The 16961-nt window shown below is 40.7% G+C and carries 13 protein-coding genes; 2 read left to right on the top strand and 11 right to left on the bottom strand.

The window, feature by feature from the left end; translation table 11 throughout:
• Window positions 1–9 precede the first annotated feature (9 nt).
• Window positions 10–1551 (top strand): serine hydrolase, encoded by a 1542-nt coding sequence (locus KZZ04_RS11125; protein WP_138530614.1) that lies wholly within the window; start codon window positions 10–12, stop codon window positions 1549–1551.
• 100 nt (window positions 1552–1651) lie between these two features.
• A complete protein-coding gene (locus KZZ04_RS11120) occupies window positions 1652–2569 on the top strand; it encodes a histone deacetylase family protein (protein WP_058403760.1) in 918 nt (305 codons plus the stop codon).
• Between the two features lie 15 nt (window positions 2570–2584).
• On the opposite strand, the gene KZZ04_RS11115 is transcribed toward KZZ04_RS11120, so the two are convergent.
• The 11 genes from KZZ04_RS11115 to dnaG all read right to left on the bottom strand — a co-directional run bounded on the left by KZZ04_RS11115 (window position 2585) and on the right by dnaG (window position 16730).
• A complete protein-coding gene (locus KZZ04_RS11115; protein ID WP_138530612.1) occupies window positions 2585–2878 on the bottom strand; it encodes a hypothetical protein in 294 nt (97 codons plus the stop codon).
• A gap of 2 nt (window positions 2879–2880) precedes the next feature.
• Window positions 2881–3690 (bottom strand): DUF2797 domain-containing protein, encoded by an 810-nt coding sequence (locus KZZ04_RS11110; RefSeq protein ID WP_058403758.1) that lies wholly within the window; start codon window positions 3688–3690, stop codon window positions 2881–2883.
• Between the two features lie 23 nt (window positions 3691–3713).
• Window positions 3714–6254 carry an EAL domain-containing protein gene (locus tag KZZ04_RS11105; protein ID WP_219422762.1) on the bottom strand — a complete coding sequence of 847 codons (2541 nt, stop codon included), beginning with the start codon at window positions 6252–6254 and terminating at the stop codon, window positions 3714–3716.
• Window positions 6255–6363: 109 nt separating this feature from the next.
• Window positions 6364–7647, bottom strand: a complete 1284-nt coding sequence (gene purD / locus KZZ04_RS11100) for a phosphoribosylamine--glycine ligase (RefSeq protein ID WP_138530610.1) — start codon at window positions 7645–7647, stop codon at window positions 6364–6366.
• 16 nt (window positions 7648–7663) lie between these two features.
• Entirely contained in the window at window positions 7664–8485 is an 822-nt protein-coding gene (locus tag KZZ04_RS11095; protein WP_058403755.1) for a class I SAM-dependent methyltransferase, read from the bottom strand.
• Between the two features lie 101 nt (window positions 8486–8586).
• Window positions 8587–10173 (bottom strand): bifunctional phosphoribosylaminoimidazolecarboxamide formyltransferase/IMP cyclohydrolase, encoded by a 1587-nt coding sequence (purH, locus tag KZZ04_RS11090; protein ID WP_219422761.1) that lies wholly within the window; start codon window positions 10171–10173, stop codon window positions 8587–8589.
• 325 nt (window positions 10174–10498) lie between these two features.
• Entirely contained in the window at window positions 10499–10789 is a 291-nt protein-coding gene (gene fis, locus KZZ04_RS11085; protein ID WP_002957804.1) for a DNA-binding transcriptional regulator Fis, read from the bottom strand.
• Between the two features lie 19 nt (window positions 10790–10808).
• Window positions 10809–11780 (bottom strand): tRNA dihydrouridine synthase DusB, encoded by a 972-nt coding sequence (gene dusB / locus KZZ04_RS11080; RefSeq protein WP_201020856.1) that lies wholly within the window; start codon window positions 11778–11780, stop codon window positions 10809–10811.
• A 281-nt stretch (window positions 11781–12061) separates the two neighbouring features.
• Complete coding sequence (prmA, locus tag KZZ04_RS11075) at window positions 12062–12943, bottom strand: 50S ribosomal protein L11 methyltransferase (RefSeq protein ID WP_219422760.1); 882 nt, start codon at window positions 12941–12943, stop codon at window positions 12062–12064.
• 66 nt (window positions 12944–13009) lie between these two features.
• Window positions 13010–14854, bottom strand: coding sequence for an RNA polymerase sigma factor RpoD (gene rpoD / locus KZZ04_RS11070; RefSeq protein WP_058403752.1), 1845 nt, complete (start codon window positions 14852–14854; stop codon window positions 13010–13012).
• Between the two features lie 124 nt (window positions 14855–14978).
• Window positions 14979–16730, bottom strand: coding sequence for a DNA primase (gene dnaG / locus KZZ04_RS11065; protein WP_219422759.1), 1752 nt, complete (start codon window positions 16728–16730; stop codon window positions 14979–14981).
• Window positions 16731–16961 lie beyond the last annotated feature (231 nt).

The following is a 16961-nucleotide window of genomic DNA, read 5'->3' as shown; positions in this document are numbered from 1 at the left end:
AGGACTGATATGAAACTGACCAAATTAGCGGCTTTTGCACTGCTAGCCAGTACTACTTTTAGCAGTTGGGCACAGGTTGATACCAACAAAATAGAAGACGTAATTAAAACCTCTATGGCACGCTTTGATGTACCGGGAATGGCGGTTGCGATTGTTGAAAATAACGAGGTTGTGCTAGCAAAGGGGTTTGGTACGGCAAACCTAAATACAAAGGCTGAAGTAAATAAAGATACGTTATTTGGTATAGCATCAAATACAAAAGCATTTACCAGTGCCGCGTTAGCTAAATTAGTCGATGAGGGGAAATTGCGCTGGGATGACCGCGTAATAGACCATTTACCCGAATTTAGGTTATACGACTCATATGTAACCCGTGAAATGCGAGTTCGTGATTTATTAAGCCACCGCAGTGGCTTAGGGCTTGGGCAAGGCGACTTAATGATATGGCCAAGCACAGATAAATCAGTCGATGATATTCTATCGGGGTTAAAATATTTAAAACCAGCTAGCAGTTTTCGTAGTAGGTACGCATATAACAACCTAATGTTTGTGACTGCGGGTGAAGTTGTAGCGCGTGTATCTGGAATGAGTTGGAACGATTACGTTGAAAAACATATTTTACAGCCGCTAAAAATGACCAATTCACGCGCAGGTTTTTCGCGTATTCCAAAAAGTAACAAAAACTGGGCAATAGGGCATATTCCAATGGAGGGGAGCCTGCATCCATTTTTTGTAAATTACTTAGAAGATTTTAGAGGAGCAGGCGCTATCGCATCCAGTGTAAGCGATATGAGTCAATGGCTACTAACTCAACTCGCTGGTGGCAAAATGCCCAATGGCGAGCAATTGTTTAGTGAAAAACAACAAGCGCAAATGTGGCACCCACATATAACCTCTATGGCGTCTAAAAGTGCCTTTGAGGCATATCATCAACAGTTTAGAGGCTATGGGTTAGGTTGGAGTATAGAGGACTACCACGGGTTTAAAAAACTAGGCCACGGTGGTGGTATTTTAGGGATGGTGTCGCAAGTCACTTTGCTTCCAGAAAAAAAACTCGGTATTGTTATTTTGTCTAACCAGCAAGCATTTAGTGCCTTAAGTGCAGTTACACACGAAGTACTTGAGGATGTGCTCAATCTAGAGGACAAAGATTGGGTCGAAGATTTGGCCAAAAAGCATTTTGAAGGAAAACAAAATGCGTACGCTAATGCTACACCATCTGCACCTGCGGATTATCAGCCACAGTTACCTAATATAAATTACACGGGCACATTGCATGACGATTGGTATGGCGATGTCATTATTGAAGAGCTAGATGGTAAGTTACGAATTGATTTTACTCATACAAAGCGTTTAAAAGGGGAGCTTGAGCACTACACTGGCAACACGTTTATTGTTAAGTGGGACGAAAAGCTACTTGAGGCCGATGCGTTTATACATTTTGAAATGAGCACTGCAAACCGTGTAAAGCGTGCGAGCATGCAGGCGGTTTCAACAGCGGTTACCGACTTTAGTTTTGACTTTAGAAACCTAAATTTAAAAACCAAATGATTAACGCTCGGGTTATATAGTTATACACCAAAGTCGCAAAGCCACCGTTAGGTGGCTTTGTTATATTAAACGCTCATACTAGTTTACTTAGGAGCATTTTATGCGTACTGCAGTTATTTCACACCCTCATTGCCGTAAACATAAAATGATAGACGACCACCCAGAGTGCCCCGAGCGCTTAGATGCAATTACCGACCGCTTACTCGCCAGTGGCGTCGATGTGGGGCTAAAGCATTTACAAGCCCCTAAAGCTCAGCGAGAACATTATTTATTAGCGCACGATGAGTCGCTTGTAAACTTAGTTGAGCGCTTAATTCCTCAAAAGGGGTTAAATAGCCTCGATGGCGATACATGGCTTTGCCCTGACTCATTTAAAGCGATTGAGCGCGCTGTAGGTGCCGGGCTGTTAGCTGTAGATGAAATACTAGCAGATAAGCTAGATGCGGCTTTTTGCTCTGTACGCCCGCCTGGTCATCACGCAAACAAAAACGCATCATCTGGATTTTGCGTATTTAACAACTTAGCTATTGCTGTTAAGTATGCCCAAAGCAAAGGAGTTAAACGAATTGCGATTGCTGATTTTGATGTGCACCATGGCAATGGAACCCAAGATATTTTTATTGATGATGAAAGTGTATTGCTTTGCTCGTTATTTCAATACCCGTTTTACCCAAATACAGCTGTAAAAAACAATAGCCATATTGTTAATTCGCCGTTACCCATTGCCAGTAATGGCGACGATTTAAAAGAGGTGTTTAATACTCAATGGTTAGAAAAATTAAAGGCTTTTAAGCCCGAGTTGTTATTTATAAGTGCAGGTTTTGACGCACATGTAGAAGATGACATGGCAAGTCTGAACTTTGTAGAAGACGATTATATTTGGTTAACTGAACAGCTATGCAAAGTTGCAAAAGAAAACGGCTGTAGCGGGATTGTATCGTATCTGGAAGGAGGTTATGCGCTATCAGCATTGGGTAGAAGTGCTGTAGCGCATATTAAAGTGCTTAGCGAGAAATAGTGATTAACACTGTGTTTAAAGCCCGAGTAAATCAAATGCCTGTGAAGTAGTTAGCGTTTTAATTTTACCTAGACAACAACGCCCTTCATTTAGTAAATGAGCAGTAACAAGCTGTGCTAGCTGTTCTTCAGTTAAGGCTGAGAAAAGTTGACCCTGCAAGTTAAGGTATTCACCTTGTTTATTAAGCACTCTCACATCGTTCAGTTCACTTGATGTAATGCCATGTAAGCACTCATTTTGCTCTTGCTGGTTGTGTGCTATTTCAAGCTCATTATAGATAACCATTAACTGTGGAAAGCTGTTTAACATAGTTAGCCTACGGTTACTTCGTATGAGGTAAATTTTCGTATATTAATAACGCCGTTATCAAATATTAAATATTGGCCTTTAATACCTTGTAAAATACCGCTTACAACGGGGTTTTTATCAAAGTTAAATGAGCTGATTTTGGTTGGGTATTCAGTGACTGGAAAGTTTAAATCAACCACGTTTTCATCTAATTGCTCTATGGCTGTTGCGCCAAATAGCTCACTAAGCTCGTTTAATTTTTCGCTAATTTGCGGAATAAGTTCAGCGGCAGCGGCTTTGAGATCTATAACTTCGTTCTGACCTTTAAGCATATTACGCCAATTAGTTTTATCGGCAATAAACTCGGCTAATGCAACTTCTACCAAGCCCGACTGCAAGCGTGTTTGCACTTTAAATATAGGTAAAGCCTGAGTGGCGCCTTGATCAACCCAACGCGTAGGAATTTGTGTATGGCGTGTGATTCCCACCTTTAAGCCTGAGGTATTAGCTAAATACACATAATGTGGGATCATACAGTTTTCTTCGCCCCACTGTGGCTCTCTGCATGTGCCTTGATCGTAATGGCAAGTTTCAGGTTTCATGATGCACATATCGCAGCTAGCCAGCTTACGCATGCACACAAAACAATGGCCTTGAGAATAACTTTTTTTGGTTTTTTTACCGCAGTTAGCGCACAAAATAGTGCCGCTAAAAGTAAGCGTTAGCTCTTTACCTATAAAGGCATTTAAGTCAACTAGCTCTTCACCAACGGGAAGATGATATTGAACGGGTTCTGTTAAACTCGATTTTAATTTACGCAGTGTGCCTTGCATCTTTACATAGCCCCTAAAGATGTTTAAAAAGAAGAGTCTAACATTTTTAAACTGTATTGGCTTTTTAAGAAGTTAATGTACTCAGGATAAGGTAATGCTTTAGCGTATAAATAGCCTTGTGCGCGGTCTGCATTCATTTGTTTTAATAGCTGGTGGATCTCTTGGGTTTCAACACCTTCTACAGTAATTGATAAATTAAGCTGATGCGCCATATCAATTGATGTTTGCACTATGACTTGGTGAGCTGGATTATTGACTAAGTCAAAAACGAATGACTTGTCTATTTTTAGTTCGCTAAAATGGTAATTAACAAGGTAGCTCAATGATGCGTAACCTGTGCCAAAGTCATCCAGTACAACTTTTATGCCCAAAGCTGATAATTCATCAACTAATTTAATAAGCACGTTTTGGCTTTCTACAAAAGCAGATTCAGTTAATTCAAACTTAAGTAAGTGAGCGGGAGCCTGATGCTTAATTAATATATTTTCTATTTTTTCAGCTAAGTTATTAATGGCTAAGTTTTTAGCACTTAAGTTAACACTAATCGTGTGCTCTTTATGGCCGCTGTTTATTAGCTCTACAATATCTTTACAAGCTTGTTCAATAACCCATAAGGTGAGCTCGTTAATTATGCCTGTATGTTCAGCCAAAGTTATAAGCTCTTCAATCGAAATATTATTATAGGTTGGGTCAGGCCAGCGAAGAAGTGCTTCAGCTCCTGTGACTTGATTATTGACTAAATTTATTTGTGGCTGGTAATACAGGGCAAGTTGGTTTGTTTTGATCGCTTTTTGCAAATGAGCTGCCAAACTAACATCCATTATTATGTTGTTATTAACCGCGGACGACGCAACGCGATCTACACGCCCTTTTGCATCTTTTAAGGCTAAATAACCGCGCTTTAACCAGTATTCAAAATCATTACTTTGGTTTGCACTACTAATGCCTATTGTGTAATTGAGCTGCAGGCTTAAACCTTTAATTTCATATTGTTTAGGAAGGTTACTAATTACTTTTGCAAGCACCGTTTTGAGTATATCTGAGTTTTGAGTTTTAGTTGAAATACAAGCAAATACACCACTGTTTAAATCAGCCAGCCGAGGACTGTTATTTAAATCGGTTTCAAGATTTGCAAACTCTCTTTCATGCATTAATTCATTTTCTAGTCGCTCAGCAATATGCTTTATGAGGGTATAACCTTGGGTTGATGTAATAATGGTATTAAGCGAATTGAAATGACATATTTTAATTAGGCACAAAGTGGTAGAGCGGTTTTGGCTTTGCAGTGCCATAAATGCTTGTTTGAGCTTAGAGCTATTGAGCAACTTAGTTTGCTGAGTGTGGGTAGCATGATATAAAGCACGTTCTCGTTGATAGCGTACGCGATCTGCCAGCGCCATAGCCATTAATACAATTTCACATAAAATTGCCACCAAAAAGGCGTGGCGAGAGGTAAAACTGTAATCAATAACGCCTGTGAGCTCTAGTGGTTGTATTAATGCACCTAAAATAAGTGGCACCCACGAAAAAACGTAAAATTTAGCCCATCTAAAACCACTACGCAGTTTTTTATAAATTAATATAAAACATGCAACATATAGTAGTGCTAATACACAAAAAAAGAGTGGCGCAGCAATGTTTTCAGGAATAAAAAAGCTAGCTACCCCCAAAATAAACATAAGATAAAGCAAGGCTTTGCTCATTGTGTATCGCCAGCACTTATCTTTATGGTAGCGTAAAAACATAGTACAAAAGGCGAGAGTAAAAAACGAAACTGCGTAATTACTCACAATGACTTTGTGATGAAAAAATAGTTGCCACTCTAAAGGCCAGAGGTAAAAACCAAATCCAAGCACAATACCCATTAGTATCAGTGCGCTAATTATGTAACCAATATAAACAAGGTAAACACGGTCTTTTATGCCAAAATAGAGTACTAGGTTGTACAGTGCAGCCATGAGTAATACGCCAGCAAATATTCCCCAAATACCTGTTTGAGAACGCATGAGATCTACAAATTCTTTATCGCGGTATAAATTGATAGGTGTTTTACTAATGCCTACCGTATCTACCTTAATTACGAGGCGCTGCGATGACTTTTGCTCCATTAAAAAGTTGATGTGTGGCACGCTGTACTGAAACAAAGTCAGTTTTTCTTCTCTATCGCCCAATTTATATGTTTGTAGTATCTGGTTTTGTTTGTCTAAGCGATAGACTGTTAAGTGATCGGCCATTGGGTTATCAAAGTGAGCCACCACCTTTTGACTTTTTTGGCTTTTGTTTTCTAAATCAAGAAACAGCCAATAATTTTGCTGAGTAAAGCTCCAAGGAATTTCTGAAAAAGGGGCATAGGTGAGTAAATTCGGTTGCTTAATAATTGTATCGAATGTTTTGCTTTTGGTTTCATCAATGTAGTAGGCGTGATTGAGGTACATTGGTGATGTTTTATCAATTGTGTAACGAGTAGGCACTACTAAATTAGAAGCCAATGTATTGATAATAAAAAATATAAATATCAAAATGGCAACAGCTAGTGAATGGTAGCGTAAAGTTCTAAGTTCCAATGTATGCTTACTTTTTAAAAACTTTTAATTAGTGTAGCACTAAAAAAGCGCAGGCGAACTGCGCTTTTTTAGTTAAATTAACTGGTTATACCAATCAATTATTACTAACTTACTGCTCACGGGCAATGGCACGATAAGCAATATCAGTACGGTATTCCATGCCGTCCCAGTTAATACCTTTAATCAGCTCATAAGCACGTGCTTGAGCCTCGGTTACGGTATTACCTAGCGCAGTTGCACATAAAACGCGTCCGCCAGCAGTCACAACGTCATTACCGCTTTGTTTAGTACCTGCATGAAATACTTTTTCGCCAGCAGGGTAGTTAACTTGTAAGCCTGAAATAGCATCACCTTTAGGATAATCTCCTGGGTAACCTTTAGCCGCAAGCACGACACCTACCGCTGCGCGTGGGTCAAACTCAATGGTGGTTTTATCAAGCTCTACACGATTAGCCGCTTCTATCAGCTCAACTAAATCTGATTGTAAACGTAGCATCATAGGTTGTGTTTCAGGGTCGCCAAAACGACAGTTATACTCAATCACTTTAGGTGTACCTGAGCTGTCTATCATTAAACCTGCGTATAAAAAGCCAGTGTACGGATGACCTTCTTTTGCCATGCCTTTTACTGTCGGGATGATCACTTCATCCATAATGCGTTGGTGGATTTCGTTTGTCACCACTGGCGCAGGAGAGTAGGCACCCATACCGCCAGTATTCGGACCCGCATCGCCATTATAAGCACGTTTATGGTCTTGGCTTGTTGCAAACGGTAGAACGTTTTTACCATCTACCATCACAATGAAAGACGCTTCTTCGCCATCCAAAAACTCTTCAATTACTACGCGGCTACCTGCATCACCAAAGGCATTGCCCGCTAGCATATCGCGAATAGCGTCTTCAGCTTCGCGCTCGTCCATTGCGACAATAACGCCTTTACCTGCGGCTAAACCGTCAGCTTTAATTACAATTGGCGCGCCTTTTTCTTTTAAATATGCAAGGGCAGGGTCTATTTGTTCAAATGTTTGGTAGTCGCCAGTAGGAATATTGTGGCGTGCTAAAAAATCTTTCGTGAATGACTTCGAACCTTCAAGCTGGGCAGCACCCGCTGTTGGACCAAATATAGCCATATTATGTTCACGAAATTTATCCACAACACCCAATACTAACGGTACTTCAGGCCCTACAATGGTAAGTTCAACATTATTTTGCTGAGCAAAGTTTAATAACCCATCTAAATCTTCAACATTAATTGCAACATTTTCGAGTTTAGGTTCAAGGGCTGTACCCGCATTACCTGGAGCTACAAATACCGTGTTTACTTTTGTGTTTTGAGCGGCTTTGAACGCAAGTGCGTGTTCGCGGCCGCCGCTGCCAATGACTAATACATTCATGGCGTACTATTCCTATTTAAAGCGGTTTTTTAAATTTAAGCGTCATACGGTCGCTTTCACCAATAGCTTTATATTTTTCAGCGTCTTGTTCGCCAAGTCTTAAGCTAGGTGGTAGCGTCCACACCCCTTTAGGATGATCGGCTGTATCTTTTGGATTAGCATTAATTTCACTAGTTGCTGCTAGCTCAAATCCTGCTTGCTTTGCAAGGTCAACCACGTAGCTCTGTTTCATATAACCTGATGTTTTCTGATCGTCGTCAGCACGGTTTTCGGCTAAACGATGCTCAACTACACCCAATGTACCACCTGGTTTTAGTGCTTTATAAAACGCTTTAAATGCGCTTAATGCACCGTCTGTATCTTTACCCATGTACCAGTTATGCACATTGCGGAAGGTAAGTACCATATCGGCAGATTCTGCAGGTGCAATATCTAGGTGGGTTAAAGGGGCAAACTCTGTAATTTTAACATTACTAAAGCGTTCGTCTTCAGCTACTTTTTGTTTAAACGCCGCTAATGAACGTTGATAGTAACCAACCGATGAGTCGCTAGGGAAATGAGCAGCGTAATATAAGCCTTGCTCTTTCAATGCAGGCGCTAAAATTTCACTGTACCAACCACCGCCTGGCGCAATTTCAACAACGGTCATTGACGGTTTAAAGCCAAAAAATGCCAATGTTTGCTCAGGGTGGCGATATTCATCACGAGCACTATTTTTAGCGCTTCGCTCGCTTGCTTTTATTGCGTGGCTTAGGCTTGATTCATGGTTATGGCTTAATGCCATTGTTGAAGTAAGTGCTAGGCTAGCAACAAGTAAAGACTTTAGTGCAAATTTCATCGTTTGTTCCTTCACATTAAAATTAGGAGTTAGAATAATCAGAATACGTGAATTGCTTGCAAACAAAAAGGGTTAAACGTTGAGCTTAACCCTTTTTGTGATTAGTGGCGAAAGTGACGCATGCCAGTGAAGACCATGGCCATGCCTGCTTCGTCAGCTGCGGCAATAACTTCTTCATCGCGCATTGAGCCACCTGGTTGAATTACGGCAGTAATCCCTGCTTCTGCAGCAGCGTCTATGCCATCGCGGAATGGGAAAAACGCATCCGACGCCATAACAGAGCCCGGGACTTCTAGGTTTTCATCAGCAGCTTTGATACCTGCAACTTTTGCAGAGTAAACACGGCTCATTTGACCTGCGCCTACGCCAATGGTCATACCGTCACGGGCATAAACAATCGCGTTTGATTTAACAAATTTAGCGACTTTCCAACAAAATAGTAAATCTTTAAGTTCTTGCTCAGAAGGTTGACGCTTAGAGACGACTTTTAAGTCGCCTTGGGTAACCATACCTAAATCACGGTCCTGAACTAGTACACCGCCATTTACACGTTTAATGTAGTGACCGGTTGCTTTACCACTCCACTGCCCGCACTCTAATAAACGCACGTTCTTTTTCGCTTCAACAATTTTTGCCGCTTCGCTCGAAACGCTTGGTGCAATAATTACTTCAACAAATTGGCGGTCAACAATAGCTTGAGCTGTTTGCGCATCAAGCTCACGGTTAAAGGCAATAATTCCGCCAAACGCTGATGTTGGGTCTGTTTTAAATGCACGCTCGTAAGCTGCAAGAATGTTTTCACCAATCGATACGCCACACGGGTTTGCATGTTTTACAATGACACACGCTGGTACATCAAATTCTTTAACACACTCAAGCGCTGCATCGGTGTCTGCAATGTTATTAAACGAAAGCGCTTTACCTTGTAGCTGAGTTGCTGTTGCCACTGATGCTTCACTTACATCATTTTCAACGTAAAAAGCTGCGTCTTGATGTGAGTTTTCACCGTATCGCATGTCTTGCTTTTTAGTAAACTGCATATTAATAGTGCGAGGGAATTTAGTATCTTCAGCAGCTTCTTCGGTGTAATCAGGCACCATTTTACCAAAGTAGTTAGCAATCATGCCATCGTACTGTGCTGTATGCTCATAAGCGGCAATAGCTAAATCAAAACGTGTTTTATACGTTGTTGAGCCACTGTTGTTTTGCATTTCACTAATAACACGGTCGTAGTCGCTCGCGTTTACCACAATTGTTACATCTTTATGGTTTTTAGCTGCTGCGCGAACCATTGTAGGACCGCCAATATCAATATTTTCAATGGCATCTTCAAGGCTGCAGTTTTCTTGAGCGACGGTATTCGCAAAGGGGTATAAGTTAACTACAACTATGTCGATTGCAGAAATGTTGTTATCTGCCATTACATCTTCATCTTGTCCGCGACGGGCTAAAATACCGCCGTGAATTTTAGGGTGAAGGGTTTTTACGCGGCCATCCATGATTTCAGGGTGACCGGTGTGATCTGAAACTTCAGTCACTTTTATGCCGTTATCAGCAAGGAGTTTACACGTACCGCCAGTTGATAATATATCAACGCCTTGCGCTTCTAGTGCGCGTGCAAATTCAACAATACCGGTTTTATCAGACACACTTAATAGTGCGCGACGAATGGGACGATGAGTATCCATTGTAGTTTGATTTCCTCAGTTAATGAGCTAGCTTAGAAGCGGGCATTTTAACTGATTACGACTCAAAAAACGACTTTTAAAGCGCCAATAAGCGTGAGCATTTTGCAACATCTCTACTAAATTGTACGCATAAAAAAAGCACCCTAAGGTGCTTTTTTTGCATGATACCAATTGTATTGGATTAGTAAGCAGTTATAACGATAGAAAAACAAGTCTATAACAAGGCAAAAATTTTACAGTGTAGTTATTCTACATAAGAACTTTTTAACGCCGTTATGGGCTTGTTTAGCTCGTTAGAATGCTTACGCTTTCAATATAATTGGTATTAGTTCATGCCGTATTTTTTAAGCTTTTTACGTAAAGTACCACGGTTTATACCTAGTAAAATAGCTGCACGAGTTTGGTTACCACGTGTGTATGTCATTACTTCTTCAAGTAATGGCGCTTCTAGCTCTGAAAGAACAAGGTCGTATACGTCTTGCACATCTTGACCGTTAAGCTGTTTTAAGTAGTGGTGAACAGCTTTTTTTACTGCATCACGCAATGGCTGCGGTTTCTCGTGTGACTGAACATGAGGGTTTGTGATAAATGGAGAAGTCACGTTTTGTTCGAACATTATAAAGTCTCTTTCTTTCTTAGTTAGCTGCTAGTGTTTTAAAGTATTGCTCTAATGCGACGACCTGTGCTTGTGGGTTGTCGAGCGCATTAAATACTCGCCTAAACTGACCATCACTGTCATGGGTTTGCAAATACCAAGATACATGTTTGCGAGCAATTCGCGCGCCCATTGGCTCACCGTAAAACGCATGGAGGTTTGTTAAATGCTCCATTAAAATACTGCGCACCTCTTCAATAGCAGGTGGCTGCATGTGTTCACCAGTTCGCAAATAGTGGTCTATCTCCCTAAATATCCAAGGGCGACCTTGGGCGGCTCGACCAATCATAATGGCATCTGCACCCGTATAGTCTAAAACCTGTCTTGCTTTTTCTGGTGAAGTTATATCACCATTTGCAACAACAGGAATCGACACTGAACGCTTTATATCCCTAATCGTGGCGTACTCTGCTTCACCTTTATACATACATGCGCGTGTTCGCCCATGTACAGCCAGTGATGCAATGCCATAACGTTCAGCTATTCTCGCAATCTCTACACCATTACGGTTATCCGGATCCCATCCAGTACGGATTTTAAGTGTCACAGGTATATCAACAGCATTAACGACTGCATCAATAATCTCTTCCACGAGTTCAGGAAACTGTAATAAGGCAGAGCCTGCGAGTTTCTTGTTCACTTTTTTTGCTGGGCACCCCATATTTATATCTATGATTTGTGCACCGTTAGCAACATTGAATTGTGCGGCCTGCGCCATAAGCTCAGGATCAGCTCCTGCAATTTGCACCGCGCGTATACCCGACTCACCGCTGTGATCCATACGGTTCATCGACTTTTCAGTTTTCCAAACCTTTGGGTTTGACGATAACATTTCAGACACAGCAAGCCCGGCGCCTAAACGACGGCAGAGTTGTCTAAATGGTCTGTCTGTAATGCCGGCCATAGGCGCAACAATTACATTATTCTCAAGTTGGTATTTACCGATACGCACTGTATTCAATAGGCCTCTTTTCAAGGGGCGCTAAGTTTACGGCTTTTTTGACAAAAATCAAAGGCTATAAATTGAACAAAAGTGACTTTTTTTTGCTCTTTTCGTATTGACATTTGATAACCGTATGACGAAAGGGTTTATTTGGATGAAATTTGAACGAATGATGTTTTTATAATAAATAATGTTTATTTTTTATTTTGTAAAAAAATAGTAAAGCCTGTTAAATACAGGCTTTACATGCGACTTTTGAGTTAATACTCTAAAATTGTTAATGTACGTGATTAGCTATTTTTTGTACCGCTAACACGGGTCCAATCACCTTCAACGGCAATATCATCTAGCTCAATAAAAGGGGCATAGATATCAGCTACTGACTGGGCTTGCTCTTCTAATATACCCGACATGGCAATTTTACCACCGGGTTTTAACAACCCTAAAATTACACTGTGCAGTTCGCGTAGCGGTTGAGCTAAAATATTGGCAACAACAATATCGGCAGTAAACTCAGGTTGATTTTCCGGAAGGTATACTTCTAACTTGTCTGCAACGCCATTTCTATTTGCGTTATCAAGGCTTGCCTCGAGTGCTTGTGGATCAATATCAATCCCAATCATGCGCTCTGCACCGAGTTTAATAGCAGCAATACCTAGAATGCCTGAGCCACATCCAAAATCGACTACGGTTTTACCTGTTAGGTCTTGGCTTTCTAGCCATTTTAGACACAAAGCAGTTGTTGCGTGCGTGCCTGTGCCAAATGCAAGGCCTGGATCAAGCAAAACGTTAACAGCTTCTGGGTCTGGAATGTCACGCCAGCTAGGACAAATCCATAGCTTCTCGCCAAATTGAATAGGGTGGAAGTTATCCATCCACTCACGCTCCCAATCTTTATCTTCGAGCTGCTCAATTTTGTATATGAGTGATTCGTTTATTTCATTATGGCGCTTTAATAATGCAATCACTTCGTTCATATCGTGATTAGCTTCGAATAGACCAATTACGGTGGTGTCTGCCCAAAACTCTACAGTGCCAATTTTAGGCTCGTAAATAGGGGTGTCTTTAGCATCTATAAAAGTAACAGACGCACTGCCTGACTCCATTAATAGGTCACTTACTGCATCTGCCGTTGCAGCATTGGCATTGATACGGATTTGGATCCAAGCCATGATTTTTTCCTTTAAATAGAAAAAAGGCCGCTACAGCGGCCTTTTCGGTTTTTACATAGCGCTAAATTATTTAGCGTCTAAAAAGCTTTTCAGTAAATCTGAACGAGAAGGGTGGCGTAATTTACGCAGCGCTTTCGCTTCTATTTGACGAATACGCTCACGTGTTACGTCAAATTGCTTACCTACTTCTTCTAAAGTGTGGTCGGTATTCATATCAATACCGAAACGCATACGAAGTACTTTTGCTTCACGCGCTGTAAGTCCAGCTAGTACATCGTTAGTTGCGCCACGAAGCGACTCCATTGTTGCCGAATCGATTGGCGAATCAATGGTGGTATCTTCAATAAAGTCACCTAAGTGCGAATCTTCATCATCACCAATGGGTGTTTCCATCGAAATTGGCTCTTTAGCAATTTTAAGTACCTTACGGATTTTATCCTCAGGCATCATCATGCGTTCTGCTAATTCTTCTGGATTTGGCTCACGACCCATTTCTTGTAACATTTGACGAGAGATGCGATTAAGTTTATTGATCGTTTCAATCATATGTACCGGGATACGGATAGTTCTTGCTTGGTCAGCAATAGAGCGAGTAATAGCCTGGCGTATCCACCACGTAGCATAAGTAGAGAACTTATAACCACGGCGGTATTCAAACTTATCTACTGCTTTCATCAAGCCAATGTTACCTTCTTGGATTAAATCTAAGAATTGTAAGCCACGGTTTGTGTATTTTTTAGCAATTGAAATTACAAGACGTAAGTTTGCTTCAACCATTTCTTTTTTCGCACGGCGGGCCTTTGCTTCACCAATGCTCATTCGACGGTTAATGTCTTTAATGCGCTCAATGCTTAAACCTGTTGTTTGCTCAATAATAGATAGCTTATTAATACAGCGAATTATTTCAGGTTTAACTTCTTCTAGTTTAGCTGAGTACTTTTCATTATTTGAAATTTCTAAATCAACCCACGAAGCGTCAGTTTCGTTATTAGCAAAGTGCTTAACGAATGCTTTTTTAGGTAACTTAGCAATTTGTACAGCTTGTTTCATGATTAGGCGTTCTTGAACACGAACACGATCCATCATTTCGCGCATGTTATTTACCATGCGATCAAACTGTTTAGGAATTAGTTTAAAGGTTCTGAAAAGCTCGCCAATTTCAAAAATAGCAGCTTGTGAATCAGGATGTGAACGACCTTTAGCTTCAAACGTATCACGTGCTTTATTGTATAAATCACGTAAGTTTTCAAAATGAATTCGAGCTTCTTCAGGATCTGGGCCTGTGTCTACTTCTTCTTCATCTTCATCGTCGTCGCTTTTATCTTCATCGTCATCGTCGTCATCAAGTTGTTTTTCACTTAATTCTGAACCAATGTTAGTTGCTGAAATTGGCGCTTCGTCTTCGTTTGGATCAATGAATCCTACGATGATATCGCTTAAACGCATTTCTTCTGCTTCAAACTTATCCCACTGCTCTAGTAGGTAAGTGATTGCTTCAGGGTATTCAGCAACCGAAATTTGTACTTGGTTGATCCCTTCTTCAATACGCTTAGCGATTACAATTTCGCCTTCGCGTGTAAGAAGTTCAACGGTGCCCATTTCGCGCATGTACATGCGAACGGGATCGGTAGTGCGGCCAATTTCTTTTTCTACCGTAGCAAGTGCAGCAGCGGCAGCTTCAGCTGCGTCTTCGTCTGTCGTTGTTTCTTGCATCATTAATTCATCGGCATCAGGCGCATTTTCGCTAACCTTAATACCCATGTCATTAATCATGCTTATGATATCTTCTACTTGATCTGAGTCAATTATGTCTTGTGGAAGGTGATCATTTACTTCTGCAAAAGTTAAATAGCCTTGCTCTTTACCTTTTTGAATCAGAAGTTTTAATTGTGACTGAGGAGTTGGATCCATAGAGATTGTTTCTTCCACTCTGATAAGTTGATACAACAGGCGCCATCACTTGGTTTACATTAATGCCAACCAGAACAATGTGACGCAGTGAATAGCACAGTATAACATCCAAAACTAGATCTGACTAGCTGTTAGTCGCTTTTAACGCTGTCATTAGTAAATGACATTCTAGCCTTTCGTCGCTATTTAGACCTTGTGTCTTGTCCTTTATTAATAGGGTCTCTAGTCGATAATTTAAACACTGATCTTCAATAAATTTAAAAGTATTTTTAAAAACAGTCTCTAAACGCTCTTCATTTATTTCATGTTGCCAAGTAGCGAGCTTAATAAGAGGCTCATAATCGTCAGTATCTCTAAAAAATTCGAGTAGCTGAGCCGTAGTGATATTCTCTTTTTCAAGTGCTTGTTGCTGCAAGCGAAGCAATAAACCAATACCTGCAATGTTCATTTGTGCAAGTTCTGGTAAAAAAGGAACGCTTTTAGCTAAATTAGGATGCTGAACTAAAATACCGATAGCCTGTCGCATCGGGGTTATTTTAAATTTTCGCTCAATAGCGTGCTGTTGTTTTGGTGTTTTTAAGCGGTTATTAAGTTGTTCACGCGTGCGCCCAATTAATCGGCCTAATTGCTCTAAAATGTTTTCTTGATAAAATTCACTCGGAATTTTTTCAATGAGTGGCAACGCTGCACTAAGTAATTTTGCTTTACCTGAATCTAATGTTAAATCAATTTCTTGGCTTAATTTATTAAACATAACTTTAGTAAAGTCATCGGCCTCACTTAAACGCTGTTCGAATGCATCTTTACCTTCTTTTTGCACTAATGAATCGGGGTCTTCTCCGTCAGGTAAAAATACAAAATTTAATGCTTTACCGTCATTTAAATAGGGGAGTGCATTTTCAAGTGCTCGCCAAGCTGCGTCGCGTCCAGCTCGGTCGCCATCGTAACAACAAATGACCTTATCGGTTGTTCTGAATAAGGTATGCATGTGCTCGCTTGTTGTTGCTGTTCCCAGTGCTGCAACGGCGTATTCAATCTCTTTTTCTGCAAGTGCAACAACATCCATGTAGCCTTCTACAATAAGAATGTGCGCTAACTTTTTGTGCGCTTGTTTTGCTTCATAAAGACCATAAAGTTCAAACCCTTTATGAAAAATTCGGGTTTCTGGAGAGTTTAAATATTTAGGGCCTTGATCAGCTTGCATAACGCGTCCGCCAAAAGCGACTACCCTGCCGCGTTTATCACGAATAGGAAACATTAAGCGGTCGCGGAAAAAGTCGAACTGCCTGCCGGGTGTTTTTTCTGAGGCGAGCTTTAATTCTACGAGTTGCTCTTTTTGTTCTTTATTACGACCAAGTTGCAAACATAAACCATCCCATTCACTAGGGGCGTAGCCAACCATAAACTTTTTAACGGTTTCGCCACTCAGTCCTCTACCTTTAACATAGTCAATGACTGCGGCCGAGTTAGCGTGGTGCTTAAGTTGGTGCTGATAAAAGCGAGCTGTATGAAGCATCAAATCGTAATCTGAGCGTTTTTGCGCAGCAGTGCGTTCTGGCGCCGAACTACCTCCTTGTTCGCGAGGCACGTCTAAGTTAAGCATACTGGCTATTTCTTCAATAGCATCAACAAACTCAAGCTTTTCGTATTCCATAACAAACGAAATAGCATTCCCGTTAGCGCCACAGCCAAAGCAATGATAAAACTGTTTATCTTGTGATACAGTAAATGAAGGCGATTTTTCGTTATGAAAAGGGCAACATGCCTGATAGTCCTTGCCGGCTTTTTTTAGGCCAACTTTGGAGTCTATCAGATCGACAATATCGGTTCTGGCAAGTAAATCATCTATAAAACTTCGTGGGATCTTTCCAGCCATTAGTAAAATACAGTCCTGAAATATTAAGAAGAATAACGAAAGTGAAACTCACAATTTATACCAGTGAGGTATAAACAATTGGACCTTAACTTACCAAAATGACGGCTAAATAAATAGAGTCAGTATGAATAATTTCATTTTTTGAATATAGGCCTAAAGTTTACTTTTTAGTGACGTAAAAACAAAGAAACCGAGCACAAGGCTCGGTTTACTTCAATTATACTTTACGTA

The organism is Pseudoalteromonas sp. CR1, from assembly GCF_019392235.1.
Lineage (GTDB): Bacteria > Pseudomonadota > Gammaproteobacteria > Enterobacterales > Alteromonadaceae > Pseudoalteromonas.
This window is presented reverse-complemented; position numbering and strand designations above follow the sequence as displayed.